The sequence below is a fragment of the Arthrobacter sp. E3 genome (assembly GCF_017353415.1).
GTDB lineage: Bacteria > Actinomycetota > Actinomycetes > Actinomycetales > Micrococcaceae > Specibacter.
Genome location: NZ_JAFMPX010000019.1, coordinates 1 through 15,601, shown reverse-complemented (window position 1 = coordinate 15,601; position 15,601 = coordinate 1). Strand labels below are relative to the sequence as shown.

Here is a 15,601-nt window from a genome sequence, read left to right as displayed (position 1 = left end):
GCCCCGCCCCCGCCCCACCCCCAAGACTTGTTCACCCGCTTGACTGAAGAAGGCCACACATTCCATGCAAGATCTAGGTGTCATCACCCCCACGCTGGCGGAATTCCGGGAATTGGCCCGCACCCGCCGCGTGGTCCCCGTCCACCTGAAGGTCCTCGCCGACGCGCAAACCCCCATCGGCCTGTACCGCTGCCTGGCCGCCGAGGCCCCCGGCACGTTTTTGATGGAATCCGCGGCCGTGGGCGGCGTCTGGTCACGCTACTCGTTCATCGGCGTGCGCTCCAGCGCCACGTTGACCACGGACGACGGCGGGGCGTTCTGGCAGGGGGAGCCTCCTGTGGGCGTTCCCTTGGCAGGCAACCCGGTGGATGCGATGGAGGCCACGCTGAAGCTGCTGGCCACCGAACGTTTCGAGGGCCTGCCGCCCTTCACCTCCGGCCTGGTGGGCTTCGTTGGTTGGGAGTCGGTGCGGCACTGGGAGAAGTTGCCATCCCCTCCTGTTGATGACTTGAAGCTGCCTGAACTGGCGTTGAATCTGGTGGCGGACATGGCCGTGCATGACAACAACGAAGGCACGGTGTTGCTGATCGCCAACGCCATCAACGCCAACGGCACGGATGAGAACATCGACGGTGCCTGGTATGACGCGGTGGCCAGGGTACACGCCATGGTGGAGAAGCTGCGCACACCGGTGGCGCAGCCCATGTCCGTCCTTGACGTTCCGGCCGCCAGTTTTGCCGACAGCGTCGAGGAACGCTGGGACCGCGACGAATACTTGAAGGCCATTGACCTTGCCAAGGTGGCCATTGTTGACGGCGAAGTGTTCCAGGTGGTGGTCTCACGTCGCTTTGAAATGGCGTGCGAGGCCACGGCCCTGGACGTGTACCGGGTACTGCGCAACACGAATCCCAGCCCCTACATGTATCTGTACAGCTTCGAGGACGCGGCCGGCCAGCCGTACTCCATTGTGGGTTCCTCCCCGGAAGCACTTGTCACAGTCCTGGGCAATGAAGTCATTACGCACCCCATTGCAGGATCGCGCCCGCGCGGTGCCACCACGGAGGAAGACAAACTGCTAGCCAAGGACCTGCTGGCAGATAGCAAGGAACGCTCGGAGCACCTCATGCTCGTTGACCTTTCCCGCAACGACATCTCCAAGGTGTGCGAACCGGGCACGGTGGACGTCACCCAGTTCATGGAGGTTGAGCGCTTCAGCCACATCATGCACCTTGTCTCCACAGTGGTGGGCACGCTCAGCCCCGGCAAGAGCGCCTACGACGTCCTGGCGGCAACCTTTCCAGCAGGCACGTTGTCCGGTGCACCCAAGCCCCGCGCGCTACGCCTGTTGGATGAGCTTGAACCGCACCGCCGCGGCATCTACGGCGGAGTGGTCGGCTACCTGGATTTTGCCGGTGACATGGACATGGCCATTGCCATCCGCTCGGCACTGCTGCGCGAAGGCAAAGCCTACGTTCAAGCTGGCGGCGGCATTGTGGCCGATTCTGTCAATGAATCTGAGGCACTTGAAACAGTCAACAAGGCGGCAGCCCCGCTTCGGGCAGTGTATGCAGCGGCCTCGTTGCGCGCCCTGGCAGAGAACGCTGGTGGCACGGCATGAGCACGCTGATCCCCAACACACCCGACGCGCCGCACACCATGGCCAAGACCGTGCCGTTCTGGCAACGCAAGTCCACGTTGATCCTGCTGTCCGTCCTGGCTGCGCTGGCCGTTTTTGGCACCACGACTCAAACCTGGATCCACGTGTCCATCGCTCAGGGCGAGGTGGGCCAAAACGAACTCAACATTCCCGGCAGCAAGGCCGCCGTGGCTGTCTCCGCGCTGGCACTGGTGGCCCTGGCAGGCGCCCTGGCCACGAGCATCGCCGGGAAAATCGCCCGAGTAGTCACAGCGTTGATCATGTTCCTGAGCGCAGCGGGGATTGTCGCCGTCGTCCTCGGAGTGCTGACCAATCCGGTGGCGGCGGCCATGTCCGAGGTGGGTGCCGCAACAGGCATCGAAGGCCAAGGCTCCAACGCCACCACCACGGGCTTTCCAGTGCTGGCCGTGGTGGCCGCACTCGTGTTGGCAGTGGTGTCGCTACTGGTCCTGTTCTTCGGCCGGTCCTGGAATGTGCGCACCAAGTACGACGCCGCCAAAGAGGCCCAGGTGGGCGGCCCGGCCGAGCCGGTGGACGAGATTGACCGCTGGGACCAGCTCAGCCGCGGGGAAGACCCCACGGCTTAATCACGGCACGAGTCCAAGGAGTGCAATGGCTTTACGCGTACTTGGGCAACTAATGGCAGAATGTATTTCAGTATCCGCGTTTAATAGGGAGATTCACCATGAGCAACAAGTCGTCCGTAGACGTTACCGTGCAAGGGCCCGTCGACCACAGCATTGAATTGGGTCACGGCAACAGCCCGGCAGCATGGACCGCCGTGGCAGTCATGCTGGTTGGAACCATCGTCGGTTGCATCGCCTTCCTCATCGGCGAAAGTGCAACCCTGTTGTTCTGGATCGGCGGTGTGGGCATCATTGCGATCGGCCTCATCCTCGGCGGCATCATGAAGTACGCAGGCTACGGCGTGGGCGGCAGCAAGCTGAAGAACGACGGCCACTAATAATGAGTGTTTTGCTGGACATCATTGCCGGTGTCCGGGAGGACATGCATGCGCGCCAGCAACTGGTGAGCTTGGCTGAAGTTCAGGACCGTGCCCGTCTGGCAGCTCCGGCGCTCGACGCTTGGGCGGCTCTGGGCGGGGATGCCGCCGTGCGCGGGGACCTGAAGGTCATCGCCGAGGTGAAGCGCCGCAGCCCCTCCAAGGGGGATCTTGCCGGGATCACCGATCCTGCAGCTCTTGCAGTGCAATACCGCGACGGCGGAGCTTCCGTTATCAGCGTCCTGACCGAGGAACGGCGCTTCAGTGGTTCCCTGGCGGACTTGGACGCTGTGCGGGCAGCCGTGGACATCCCCGTGCTGCGTAAGGATTTCACGTGCGACGAGTACATGATCTGGGAAGCCCGTGCCCACGGTGCGGACGTGGTCCTGCTGATCGTCGCCGCGTTGGATGACGAGCAGTTGCGCAGCTTTCTTGACTTGACCCACCAGCTGGGCATGAACGCGATCGTTGAAACCCACACCGCGGAGGAAATTGGGCGTGCCGTGGCCGTTGGCGCCAAAATCATCGGCATCAACGTGCGCAACTTGAAAACACTCGACGTGGACCGGGGCGTGTTTGCTGCGTTGGCTGGAGGCATTCCCGCCGGGCCCATTGTGGTGGCGGAGTCCGGCGTCCGGGACGTCGACGACGTTCGGCATTACAGCAGTCATGGGGCCCACGCCATCTTGGTGGGCGAAGCTCTGGTGAAGGACTCAACGCCGCAGGAGCGGATTGGCGAATTCAAGGCAGCTGGGGCGCTGGAAAACAACCCGCGCTAAAGAAGGGCTTGCACGTCAGCGTGCAAGCTTTTTTTCATCGCAAGAGGCGTTTCTGCCCCGAGACGGCTCGCCCACAGATAAATTAGTGCACAACTATTGAAGAACAGGACGGTGGAACTGATGGCCCATGTGCCAGCAGCTTCGTCTCAGGATCCCGCCGACATGGTGGATCCGGCAACAGCATTCCTGCAGGGCGGCGTCCCAGCCGGCTCGGCACCGGAGCATTCGCTGCGGCACGCCCCCGGGCCGTATTTTGGCAGCTACGGAGGGCGGTGGATGCCGGAGTCGCTCATTGCGGCGCTGGATGAGCTTGAAGAGACCTTTGAAAAGGCGAAGCTCGACCCGGATTTCCTCGCCGAGATCGCTGATCTGAACACGAATTACTCGGGCCGGCCTTCCCTGTTGACGGAGGCCAAGCGTTTCAGTGAGCACGCCGGCGGAGCCCGCATCTTCCTCAAACGCGAGGACCTGAACCACACCGGGTCCCACAAAATCAACAACGTCCTGGGCCAGGCCCTGCTGGCCAAGCGCATGGGCAAGACCCGCATCATCGCCGAGACCGGAGCCGGGCAGCACGGCGTGGCCAGTGCCACCGCAGCAGCCCTGCTGGGCCTGGAGTGCGTTGTGTACATGGGTGCTGAGGACTGCCGCCGCCAAGCTTTGAATGTGGCGCGCATGCAACTTCTCGGTGCCACCGTGGTGCCCGTGACAAACGGTTCACAGACGCTTAAGGACGCCATCAATGACGCCCTGCGCGACTGGGTGGCGAACGTGGAAAACACCCACTACATGCTGGGAACCGTGTCTGGGGCACACCCGTTCCCGGCCATGGTGCGGTTCTTCCACGAAGTCATTGGACAGGAAGCCCGCGGCCAGATCCTTGACCAGGTAGGCCGCCTGCCCGACGCCGTATGCGCCTGCATTGGCGGTGGCTCTAACGCCATCGGCCTGTTCCACGGTTTTCTCGATGACGCCTCAGTGAAGATGTACGGCTTTGAGGCAGGCGGCGACGGCGTCGACACCGGCCGCCACGCAGCCACCATCACCCTGGGCCGCCCCGGCGTGCTGCACGGCGCGCGCTCCTACCTGATGCAGGACGAGGATGGGCAGACCATCGAGTCGCACTCCATCTCGGCAGGGCTTGACTACCCGGGCGTCGGCCCGGAGCACTCCTACCTGCATGACATCGGGCGGGTCACCTATGAGCCCATTACCGACACTGAAGCCATGGATGCGTTCAAACTGCTGTGCCGCACCGAAGGCATCATTCCAGCCATCGAGTCCTCGCACGCTTTGGCTGGCGCCTTGAAGGTTGGCCACCGGCTCGTGGCTGACGCCGAGAAGCCGGAAGATGTGGTCATCATCGTGAACCTTTCCGGTCGCGGTGACAAGGACGTGGAAACCGCCGCCGACTGGTTTGGCATGTTGGATGAAGACGGGCACGTGAAGGGCACCACCCTTTCCACCCGAAACGCCAAGGGCCATGCCCACGCAGCGGGCGCCGGTAGTGCGGGCGTCGACAGTGCAGACAGCAACACGAAGGATTCCAGCCATGAGTGAGAGCACTAAAGTCGGCGCCGCACCGGCAGTTTTTGAAAGCAAGTCGGCCGCTGCCATTGACAAAGCCAAGGCCGCGGGGCGCAAAGCCCTGATAGCCTACCTGCCTGCCGGTTTCCCGAACAAGCAGGCCTCCATTGATGCAGCCATCGCGGTGGCCCGCAACGGTGCCGACATTATTGAGATCGGGATTCCCTATTCTGATCCGGTCATGGACGGCGCGGTCATCCAAGCGGCCACAGTCGAGGCGCTGGCCAATGGGTTTCACGTGACCGACGTCTTTGATATCGTGGCTGCCATCACGGCTGAAACGGATGCCGCCGTCATGGTGATGACGTACTGGAACCCTGTGATGCGCCTGGGCGTGGATGAGTTTGCCCGCAGGCTTGCCGAGGCTGGCGGCGCTGGCCTGATCACTCCGGACTTGATTCCGGACGAGGCAGCCGAGTGGTTCGCCGCATCTGATAAGTATGGCCTGGACCGGGTATTCCTGGTGGCGCCGTCGTCAACGCCGGAACGTGTGGACATGACTGTCAGGGCTACCCGCGGTTTTGTCTATGCCGTGTCCGTCATGGGCGTCACGGGCGCGCGTTCATCTGTTTCGAGTGCGGCTGAATCGGTCGTGGCGGCAGCTCATGCCGCGGGAGCGGAACGTGCGTGCGTTGGCCTGGGTGTTTCACAGGCCAAGCATGTGCGCGAAATTGCTGCCTACGCCGACGGTGTCATTGTTGGTACGGCGCTTGTTGCTGCGTTGCGCGACGGCGGAGTTGAAGCAGTTGGTGCCCTGGCCAAGGAACTGAGCTCGGGCTTTGACGCTCCGGCGGATGCAGAGGCCACTCTGTGATTTCTGCACTCGCACCACAAGCCCTAGTCGGGGCTTTGGGGGCTGCCATTCCGGCGCCAACCTGGTCCGGCTTTGACATTGGGCCTCTGCGCATTCACGCCTATGCGCTGTGCATACTGTTGGGCATCATCGCCGCGATCTGGCTGACGGACCGCCGTTGGAAGCGTCGGGGCGGGCCCGAAGGGTCCATCTGGGACATCGCCATCTGGGCCATTCCCTTTGGCATCATTGGCGGCCGTCTGTATCACGTGTTCTCCTCGCCCGATCTGTACTTCGGTCCGGGATATGACGGCACGGGCAACCTGGCCCTCATCCCGCAAATTTGGCTCGGTGGATTGGGGATTTGGGGTGCCGTGGTGCTCGGCGTCGTCGGCGCCTGGATTGGCTGCCGACGCGCGGGTGTGAAGATTTCAGCATTTATCGACGCCGCAGCACCGGGCATCTTGCTGGCCCAGGCCATTGGCCGCTGGGGCAACTACTTCAACCAGGAACTCTTTGGTGGGCCAACCACACTGCCATGGGGCCTGAGTGTTTCACCCCAGTTTGTGCCGACAGGGTTCAGCCCCGACACGTTGTTCCACCCCACCTTCCTCTACGAGTGCGTCTGGAATCTGCTCGGAGTGGCAGCCCTGTTGCTCATTGACCGGAAGTTCCGCCTACGCAGCGGCCGCCTGTTCCTGCTCTACGCCATGATTTATACGGCAGGGCGCGTCTGGATCGAAATGCTGCGGATCGACGCCGCCGAGCAGATCACGTTCTTTGGCATCACTACCCGCCTGAACGTGTGGACTAGCATCATCGTATTTGTAGCAGCCTTGATCCTGTTCCTAGTCATCACCTACGCCCGCCGCGGCAAGGATGACGAATCGGTGTACCTGGCCGGGCCCGAACCCGCTCCCGTGGTTGCAGTTTCCGAGGATGCCGCTTCCGCCGGAGACGCGGACAGCAAGCATTCGAAATCCCACAATAAAGGCACCACGACGGTCGATCACGGCACGAAGGATACCAACGACACACAGGCCTGACTCCTCGGTTCAAGAAGTGCGTTGAGGCGCAAGAAAAGGGTGGTCCCGGATATCCGGGACCACCCTTTTCTTGCACCCTGCCGCATAACCGCATCTTGGCTCCTTATGCGTGCTTCCCAGCCTACGCATGAGCGGACAAAGTGCGTTTATGGGTAGGAGGACCATGGAAGCGGCGCCTAGAAGCCGGTAGATAGGGAGGTTGAGGCGCTCATATATGTGAATTTATTACTGATCATTCATATCAGTTCATATTGTAAGATTCGCGCACTCCACTCCGAGCCGTGGTTATAGAGTAAAGCACGCCTTGAAAGACGTTCCTCCAGTGAAAGTTACTGTCATTGTGCAGATGCACTACTGGGGAACAGTTCTAGAAACGAAGGCAAGCAGCAATCATTCGGTTGAGACGGACCTCTGTCCCAACCATCACGGGCCGACGCCGTCCCCACTCAATTCATCCACCAGGGGAAGGACCTCACAGTCGTGACTGGAACACATGCAAGCGACCCACACCAGCCGCAGGCCATCTCGCCCTTCACCCGCTTTGCCTCAATGCCTGCACAGGCCGGCCTGTACCGTCCCGAAAACGAAAAGGACGCCTGTGGCCTGGCCGTCGTGGCCACACTGCGCGGTACCCCAGGGCATGACATTGTGCAAAAGGCCCTCGTGGCACTGCGCAACCTCGAACACCGTGGCGCCGTCGGAGCCGACGAGGGAACAGGAGACGGCGCAGGCATCCTGACCCAGCTCCCGGATGAGTTCTTCCGCGCCGCCACTGCCTTTGATCTTCCCGCGCTAGGCACCTACGCCACGGGCACGGCGTTCCTGCCCGCAGACAAGCCAGGACTCGCCACGGCAAAAGCCGGCCTGGAAGCACTTGCCGAAGCAGAGGGCCTGATGGTCCTCGGTTGGCGCGAGGTTCCCGTGGTTGCCGAGTTGGTGGGCGCCAGTGCACGGGCCTGCATGCCGCACTTCAGCCAACTGTTCGTGGCTTTGGCAACCGAGCCGGAAACGCCCTTGGAACCAACCCAGGCCAATGAGCTTGACGCCAAGGCCTTCAGGCTCCGCAAGCGCGCCCAGCAAAAGTTCGGCGTGTACTTCCCGTCGTTCTCCTCCAAGACCATCGTCTACAAGGGCATGCTGACCACTGCGCAGCTGGAACCGTTCTACCCGGACCTCTCAGACCCGCGCTTTGCCACCAAGCTGGCCGTGGTCCACTCCCGCTTCTCCACGAACACGTTCCCGTCCTGGCCGCTGGCCCAGCCGTTCCGCGCCATTGCCCACAACGGTGAAATAAATACCGTCAAGGGCAACCGCAACTGGATGCGCGCCCGCCAGTCCACCATGGCGCACCGCCTCCTCGGCGACACACCGGAGGAGCTGTTCCCGATCTGCACGCCGGGCGCCTCGGATTCGGCGTCCTTCGACGAGGTTGCCGAGCTGCTGTGGATCTCCGGGCGCCCCATCACCGAAGCCGTCATGATGATGATCCCGGAAGCCTGGGAAAACCACGCCACCATGGACCCGGCACGCAAGGCCTTTTACGAATACAACTCCCTGCTCATGGAGCCGTGGGATGGTCCGGCCGCCGTCTCCTTCACCGACGGCACACTCGTCGGGGCAACCCTGGACCGCAACGGCCTGCGCCCGGCCCGCTACTGGGTGGCCGACGACGGCCTGGTGGTGCTGGCCTCGGAGGTCGGCGTGCTGGAACTGGACCCTGTCAGCATCGTGCAGAAGGGGCGCGTGGCCCCCGGCACCATGTTCCTGGTGGACACGGACAAGGGTGTGATCGTCAGCGACGAGGACGTCAAGAACCAGGCGGCAGCAGCCAACCCCTACGCGTCGTGGGCGAAGGAAAACACCATCCGGCTCGCGGAGCTGCCCGAGCGTGAGCACGTGGTCCACACCAGTGCCTCGGTGGTCCACCGCCAGCGCACCTTCGGCTACACCACCGAAGAACTGCGGATCCTGCTCGGCCCGATGGCCAAAACCGGTGCCGAACCCATCGGCGCCATGGGAACCGACACGCCCGTCGCCGTGTTGTCCAAGCGCCCGCGCCTGCTCTTTGACTACTTCGTACAGCAGTTCGCCCAGGTCACCAACCCTCCGTTGGACGCCATCCGCGAGGAACTCGTCACCTCGCTCAACACCACCATCGGCCCCCAGGGCAACCTGCTCTCACGCAGCAAAGTCAAGGCCCCGCAGCTCGCACTGACCTTCCCCGTGATCGACAACGACGACCTCGCCAAGATCGCCAACATGGAGGATTCCGAGGGCAATCACATCGCCATGAAGGTGCGCGGCTTATACAAGGTCGACGGCGGAGAGGGCGCCTTGCGCTCCCGCCTCACCGAAATCTGTGAGCAGGTTTCCGGAGCCATCAACCGTGGCGTCCAGTACGTGGTGCTCTCCGACAGGGACTCCTCAGCCGTGTGGGCGCCCATCCCGTCGCTGTTGCTCCTGAGCGCCGTGCACCACCACCTGCTGCGCAGCGCCAACCGCACGAAGGTCTCCCTCGTAGTGGAGGCCGGAGACGTCCGCGAAGTCCATCATGTCGCCGTGCTGGTGGGCTACGGCGCGGCAGCCATCAACCCCTACCTGGCCATGGAGAGCGTGGAGGAACTGATCCGCAACGGCGACGTCACCGGCGTCACCCCCGAGGAGGGTGTCCACCACCTCATCAAGGGCCTGGGCAAGGGCGTTTTGAAGATCATGTCCAAGATGGGCATCTCCACCGTGTCCTCCTACTGCGGCGCGCAAACGTTCGAAGCGTTGGGACTATCCCAGGACTTGGTGGATGAGTACTTCTCAGGCACCGTCAGCCAGCTCGGCGGCGTGGGGCTGGAGGTCATCGCCAAGGAGGTCTCGGCACGGCACATCCTGGCCTACCCCGTGGACGGCGTGGACGTTCCGCACCGCCCCCTGCTGGGCGGCGGCGAATACCAGTGGCGCCGCGACGGCGAACCTCATCTGTTCAACCCGGACACCGTCTTCCGCCTCCAGCACGCCACCCGGGAACGCCGCTACGACATCTTCAAGAAGTACACGCAGGGGATCGACGACCAGGCCAACAAGCTCATGACGTTCCGCGGCCTGCTCGCATTCAAGGATGGCCAGCGCCCACCCGTCCCGCTGGAGGAGGTGGAGCCTGTCAGCAGCATCGTCAAGCGCTTCTCCACCGGCGCCATGAGCTACGGCTCCATCTCGGCCGAAGCCCACCAGACGCTCGCCATCGCCATGAACCGGCTCGGTGCCAAGTCCAACACGGGTGAGGGTGGCGAGGACGTTGAACGCCTCCTTGACCCGGAGCGGTGCAGCGCCATCAAGCAGGTGGCCTCGGGCCGCTTCGGCGTCACCAGCCTGTACCTGACGAAGGCGCAGGACATCCAGATCAAGATGGCCCAGGGCGCCAAACCGGGGGAGGGCGGCCAGCTGCTGGCCAAGAAGGTCTATCCGTGGATCGCAGAAACCCGGCACTCCACCCCGGGCGTGGGCCTGATCTCCCCGCCGCCGCACCATGACATCTACTCCATCGAGGACCTGGCCCAGCTCATCTACGACTGCAAGCGGGCCAACCCCAGCGCCCGCGTCCACGTCAAGCTCGTCTCCGAGATGGGCATCGGCACAGTGGCCGCCGGCGTGACCAAGGCCAAGGCCGACGTCGTACTGGTTTCCGGGCACGACGGCGGCACCGGCGCCAGCCCGCTGAACTCGCTCAAGCATGCCGGCATGCCATGGGAGCTGGGACTGGCCGAAACCCAGCAGACGCTGCGCCTGAACGGGCTCCGCGAGCGGGTGGTGGTGCAGGTGGATGGGCAGCTGAAGACGGGCCGCGACGTGGTTATTGCCGCGCTGCTCGGCGCCGAGGAATACGGTTTCGCCACGGCCCCGCTGGTGGTGTCCGGCTGCGTCATGATGCGCGTGTGCCATCTGGACACGTGCCCGGTGGGTGTCGCCACGCAGAACCCGGAACTGCGCCAGCGCTTCAGCGGCAAGCCGGAATTTGTGGTGAACTTCTTCGAATTCCTGGCAGAGGAGGTACGCGAAATTCTTGCACAGCTTGGCTTCAGGTCGCTGGAGGAGGCGGTGGGGCAGTCGCAATTGCTCGATGTCCACGATGCGGTGAACCATTGGAAGACGGCGGGCCTAGACCTGTCCCCGATCCTGTCCGATGCCGGCGTTCCGGCTACCGCTCCCGTGCGGAACATGAAGGCGCAGAACCACGAGCTCGAAAAGCACTTCGACCAGCAGCTGATCACCATGAGCGCCGACGCGTTCAGCGACCGCACACCGGTCATCATCAGCGTTCCCGTGGTCAACACGGACCGGTCGGTGGGCACCATGTTGGGTCACCATGTGACGAAGAAATTCGGCATCGACGTGCTCGGCCCGGACACCATCGACGTGACCCTGACCGGCCAGGCCGGGCAGTCGCTCGGCGCGTTCCTACCGGCCGGCATCACGTTGCGCCTGCTCGGCGACGCCAACGACTACGTGGGCAAGGGACTGTCCGGCGGCCGGATCACGGTGCGCCCGGATCGGCAGAACAGCTTCGCCGCCGCGGAAAACGTCATCGCCGGCAACGTGATCGGCTACGGCGCCACCAGCGGGGAAATGTTCCTGCGCGGCCTCGTGGGGGAGCGGTTCCTGGTGCGCAACTCCGGCGCCACGGCCGTCGTCGAAGGCATCGGCGATCACGGCTGCGAGTACATGACCGGCGGGCAAGCTTTGATTCTAGGGCCCACCGGCCGCAACTTCGGCGCCGGCATGTCCGGTGGCACAGCCTACGTCCTGGACCTCGACCCCACCCTGGTCAACAAGGGTGCCCTGGAATCCGGCGAGCTGTCCTTGTTGAAGCCCGACGACGTCGACACGGACATGATCAACGCGCTTTTGCGCCTGCACGCCGAAGAGACGGGCTCGGAGGTTGCGGGTGCCCTGCTGGCCGACTTCCCCGCAGCGATGGAACGGTTCACGAAGGTTTTGCCGCGCGACTATGCAGCAGTTTTGGAAACCCGCTTGGCAGCAGCCGAGTTGGGCGAGGATCCGGACGGGGCAACCGTCTGGCAGAAGATTTTGGAGGTCACCGGTGGCTGATCCGCAGGGTTTCTTGAAGAACCGCGAACGCATCACGCAGACCCGGCGCCCCGTGCCGGTGCGCATCATGGACTGGAAGGAAGTCTATGAGCGCCAGGACAAGGGCGTGCTCCAGGGCCAGGCTGGACGCTGCATGGACTGTGGCGTGCCGTTCTGCCACCAGGGCTGCCCGTTGGGAAATCTCATCCCCGAGTGGAACGACCTCACGTGGCGGGACAAGGGCCAGGAGGCCATTGAGCGCCTGCACTCCACGAATAACTTCCCCGAGTGGACCGGGCGGCTCTGCCCGGCGCCCTGTGAAACGGCGTGCGTGCTGGGCATCAATCAGCCCGCCGTGACCATCAAGCAGGTGGAGGTCTCCATCATCGATGAGGCCTTCGATCAGGATTGGGTCCACCCGCTGCCGCCAGCCAGGCTCACCGGCAAGACGGTCGCCATCGTCGGTTCAGGCCCGGCCGGGCTGGCAGCGGCCCAGCAGCTCACCCGCACCGGGCACACGGTGGCCGTGTATGAGCGCGCGGACAGGATTGGCGGGCTGCTGCGCTACGGCATCCCCGATTTCAAGCTGGAGAAGGAGAGTGTGGACCGGCGCGTGGAGCAAATGACGGCCGAGGGCACGCGATTCCGCACCGGCGTCGAAGTGGGCAAGGACATCGGGTGGGAGGAGCTGCGCAGGCGCTATGACGCCGTCGTGGTGTGCACGGGGGCGACTGTGCCGCGTGATTTGCCCATCCCCGGCCGCTCGCTGAGCGGGGTGCACTTCGCCATGGATTACTTGGTGCAGTCGAACAAGGCGGTGGCCGGCGATGCTCTGGTGGGTGGAGCAGAGGGGCAGATCGATGCCCGCGGCAAGCACGTGGTCATCCTGGGCGGCGGCGACACCGGCGCCGACTGCCTCGGCACGGCGCACCGCCACAAGGCGGCGTCCGTCACCACGCTGGCCATTGGCATGCAGCCGCCGGTGGAACGCACGGCGGGCCAGCCGTGGCCCACGTTCCCGAACCTGTTTGAGGTGGCCAGCGCACATGAGGAAGGCGGTGAGCGCACCTACCTTGCCTCCACCGTGGAGTTCCTGGGCGAGAACGGCGTGCTGACCGGGCTGAAGATTGCCGAGACGGAGTACGTTGACGGGCGCCGTGTGCCGCGGGAAGGGACGGAGCGGATCATTCCTGCGGATCTGGTGCTGCTGGCGCTGGGCTTCACGGGTCCGGAGACTGCCGAGTTGACGCATCAGCTGCCCGTCAAGCGGGACGCGCGCGCCAATGTTGAGCGTGACGGGTATTACATGACGAGGCGTGCCGGCGTGTTTGCGGCAGGGGATGCCGGGCGTGGACAGTCGTTGATTGTATGGGCCATAGCGGAAGGGCGGGCGTGTGCTGCGGCGGTGGACAAGTTCCTGATGGGGGAGACGTTCCTGCCGGCGCCCGTCTCACCCAGCGACTCAGCTATCAGTGTTTAGCGCCAAGACGATAAGCTGGGGGCAGACCCTAGACATTTCTACTGTTAAACACACATGAGGTAGGTACTTTGAGACGCGCAAAAATCGTTGCGACTTTCGGCCCGGCAATCGCCAGCTATGAGAAGACTTTGGCTGTACTGGAAGCGGGTGTGAACGTTGCCCGCATGAACATGAGCCACGGCGACTACACCGTGCACCAGAACACGTATGACAACGTTCGCCGTGCCGCTGCTGAACTGGGCCAGCCGGTCGCCATTATGGCGGACCTGCAGGGCCCGAAGATCCGCTTGGGCCGCTTCGCCAATGGCGAAGGTTACGACCTGGCCGTGGGCGATGTCTTCACCATCACCACCGAAGACGTCCCCGGCACCAAGGACATCTGCTCCACCACGCTGAAGTCACTGACCGAGGACGTCAAGGTTGGCGACATCATGCTGATCGACGACGGCAAGGTTTCAGTTCAGGCCACGGCTGTTGACGACGTGAAGGTTGTCACGGTCGTGACGGTTCCGGGCAGGGTGTCCAACAACAAGGGCATCAACCTGCCTGGTGTTGCCGTGAACGTGCCTGCACTGAGCGAAAAAGACGAAGATGACCTGCGCTGGGCCCTAGCCTGTGGCGCGGACCTGATTGCCCTGTCGTTTGTGCGTGACGCAGCAGATATTGAGCGCGTGCACCAGATCATGGACGAGGAAGGACGCCGCGCGCCCGTCATCGCCAAGATCGAGAAGCCGCAGGCTGTGGAGAACCTCGAAGCCATTGTCAACGCATTCGACGCCATCATGGTGGCCCGTGGCGACCTCGGCGTGGAACTGCCCTTGGAAGATGTGCCGCTGGTGCAGAAGCGTTGTGTTGAAATGGCACGCCGCTGGGCCAAGCCCGTCATCGTGGCAACGCAGGTGCTCGAATCGATGATCGAAAGCCCGCGCCCCACGCGCGCCGAGGCCTCCGACTGCGCCAACGCCGTGCTCGACGGTGCGGACGCCGTCATGCTCTCCGGCGAGACCAGCGTCGGCGCATTCCCGATCGAGACGGTCCAGACCATGGCCCGCATCATCGAGGCCACCGAAAAGGACGGCCTCACACGCATTCCCGGCCTCGGCACGGAGCCGAAGACCCGCGGCGGCGTCATTACGGCGGCAGCTGTGCAGATTGCCCAGCAGCTGGACGCGAAGTACATCGCCACGTTCACCCAGTCCGGTGACTCGGCACGGCGCCTCTCGCGACTGCGCCCGTCCAAGACGGTCTTTGCGTTCACCCCGGATGAGAGTGTGCGCAACCAGCTGGCGCTGACTTGGGGCATCATCCCCGTGCTGGTGCCCATGGTGGAGCACACTGACGCCATGACCGCACAGGTTGACCTGACGCTGCTGGAGAAGGGCCTGGTTTCCGAGGGCGACATGGTTGTCATCGCAGCCGGTTCCCCTCCCGGAAAGGCCGGCACCACCAACCTTGTCAAGGCGCACATCGTCGGCGACGAGTCTGACATTGTGAAAAACTCCGGCGGCTTCCCGCTGAGCCGCGGACGAGGCGGCTCCCTGGCCCACTAACCAGGCCACGGATTAACGTACGACGGCGGCACCCAAATTGGGTGCCGCCGTCGTAGTTTAAGCGGTGGTTGAGGCTGTTAGAGGCCTAGTAGTACTTTGTTAGGTCTTGTGCGGGGGCCTTTTAATTTTGTGTGGGATCTGTTAATTTTGTTGTATGAGGCAGGATCAGGTCGCGGCGCTGCGAGAGGAGCTTGAGGGCTTTGTCGCCGAGATGTTTGCTTCCCTGTTGAGGAAGGACCAGCGGGAGAAATCCAGTCTGTACCTGCGCGGGTTGATGCTCGATGGACAGCGCAAGTCCTTGCAGCCCATGGCCGAGCGCCTGGGCATCGACCATCAACAGCTTCAGCAGTTCACGGCTTCCTCGACGTGGGAGGTGGAGCCGGTCCGAGCCAAGATCGCGGGCCTGGCGATCCCTTTGATCGCCCCTCAGGCGTGGGTCATTGACGATACCGGGTTCGCCAAGGAAGGCACTTCCTCGCCCGGGGTCGCACGCCAATATTCGGGGACGTTGGGGAAGATCGGCAACTGCCAGATCGCTGTGTCCCTGCACGCTGCCACCGATGCGGCATCCTGTCCGTTGAACTGGCGCCTGTACCTCCCCGAGTCCTGGGATGACACCTGTGCGGACAC

The 15,601-nt window shown here is 63.5% G+C and carries 11 protein-coding genes; all 11 read left to right on the top strand.

Annotation, left to right across the window (positions count from 1 at the left end; translation table 11 throughout):
- Positions 1-64: 64 nt before the first annotated feature.
- A complete protein-coding gene (locus JMA46_RS09710; RefSeq protein ID WP_207345139.1) occupies positions 65-1,618 on the top strand; it encodes an anthranilate synthase component I in 1,554 nt (517 codons plus the stop codon).
- The gene (locus JMA46_RS09705) at positions 1,615-2,244 is read left to right on the top strand and encodes a Trp biosynthesis-associated membrane protein (protein WP_247647212.1); all 630 of its coding nucleotides are present in this window, start codon (positions 1,615-1,617) and stop codon (positions 2,242-2,244) included. Before JMA46_RS09710 ends, JMA46_RS09705 begins: the two co-directional genes overlap by 4 nt.
- Before the next feature lie 98 nt (positions 2,245-2,342).
- Positions 2,343-2,621 carry an HGxxPAAW family protein gene (locus tag JMA46_RS09700; RefSeq protein ID WP_207345138.1) on the top strand — a complete coding sequence of 93 codons (279 nt, stop codon included), beginning with the start codon at positions 2,343-2,345 and terminating at the stop codon, positions 2,619-2,621.
- A gap of 2 nt (positions 2,622-2,623) precedes the next feature.
- A complete protein-coding gene (gene trpC, locus JMA46_RS09695; RefSeq protein WP_207345137.1) occupies positions 2,624-3,439 on the top strand; it encodes an indole-3-glycerol phosphate synthase TrpC in 816 nt (271 codons plus the stop codon).
- A 120-nt stretch (positions 3,440-3,559) separates the two neighbouring features.
- Positions 3,560-4,999 (top strand): tryptophan synthase subunit beta, encoded by a 1,440-nt coding sequence (gene trpB / locus JMA46_RS09690; protein WP_207345182.1) that lies wholly within the window; start codon positions 3,560-3,562, stop codon positions 4,997-4,999.
- A complete protein-coding gene (gene trpA / locus JMA46_RS09685; protein ID WP_207345136.1) occupies positions 4,992-5,840 on the top strand; it encodes a tryptophan synthase subunit alpha in 849 nt (282 codons plus the stop codon). Before trpB ends, trpA begins: the two co-directional genes overlap by 8 nt.
- Positions 5,837-6,865 carry a prolipoprotein diacylglyceryl transferase gene (lgt, locus tag JMA46_RS09680; RefSeq protein ID WP_207345135.1) on the top strand — a complete coding sequence of 343 codons (1,029 nt, stop codon included), beginning with the start codon at positions 5,837-5,839 and terminating at the stop codon, positions 6,863-6,865. The genes trpA and lgt overlap by 4 nt, the downstream gene beginning before the upstream one ends.
- A 549-nt stretch (positions 6,866-7,414) precedes the next feature.
- The gene (gltB, locus tag JMA46_RS09675) at positions 7,415-11,962 is read left to right on the top strand and encodes a glutamate synthase large subunit (protein WP_207345181.1); all 4,548 of its coding nucleotides are present in this window, start codon (positions 7,415-7,417) and stop codon (positions 11,960-11,962) included.
- A complete protein-coding gene (locus tag JMA46_RS09670) occupies positions 11,955-13,421 on the top strand; it encodes a glutamate synthase small subunit (protein WP_207345134.1) in 1,467 nt (488 codons plus the stop codon). The genes gltB and JMA46_RS09670 overlap by 8 nt, the downstream gene beginning before the upstream one ends.
- Before the next feature lie 68 nt (positions 13,422-13,489).
- Complete coding sequence (pyk, locus tag JMA46_RS09665; RefSeq protein WP_207345133.1) at positions 13,490-14,971, top strand: pyruvate kinase; 1,482 nt, start codon at positions 13,490-13,492, stop codon at positions 14,969-14,971.
- A 154-nt stretch (positions 14,972-15,125) separates the two neighbouring features.
- On the top strand, positions 15,126-15,601 hold a 476-nt coding region (locus JMA46_RS09660; protein WP_207345132.1), incomplete at its 3' end, for a transposase.

Excerpts from the sequence above, each read along its gene's own strand:
- JMA46_RS09710 (WP_207345139.1), top strand. The coding sequence starts at position 65 with ATGCAAGATCTAGGTGTCATCACCCCCACGCTGGCGGAATTCCGGGAA.
- JMA46_RS09705 (WP_247647212.1), top strand. The coding sequence starts at position 1,615 with ATGAGCACGCTGATCCCCAACACACCCGACGCGCCGCACACCATGGCC.
- JMA46_RS09700 (WP_207345138.1), top strand. The coding sequence starts at position 2,343 with ATGAGCAACAAGTCGTCCGTAGACGTTACCGTGCAAGGGCCCGTCGAC.
- trpC (WP_207345137.1), top strand. The coding sequence starts at position 2,624 with ATGAGTGTTTTGCTGGACATCATTGCCGGTGTCCGGGAGGACATGCAT.
- trpB (WP_207345182.1), top strand. The coding sequence starts at position 3,560 with ATGGCCCATGTGCCAGCAGCTTCGTCTCAGGATCCCGCCGACATGGTG.
- trpA (WP_207345136.1), top strand. The coding sequence starts at position 4,992 with ATGAGTGAGAGCACTAAAGTCGGCGCCGCACCGGCAGTTTTTGAAAGC.
- gltB (WP_207345181.1), top strand. The coding sequence starts at position 7,415 with ATGCCTGCACAGGCCGGCCTGTACCGTCCCGAAAACGAAAAGGACGCC.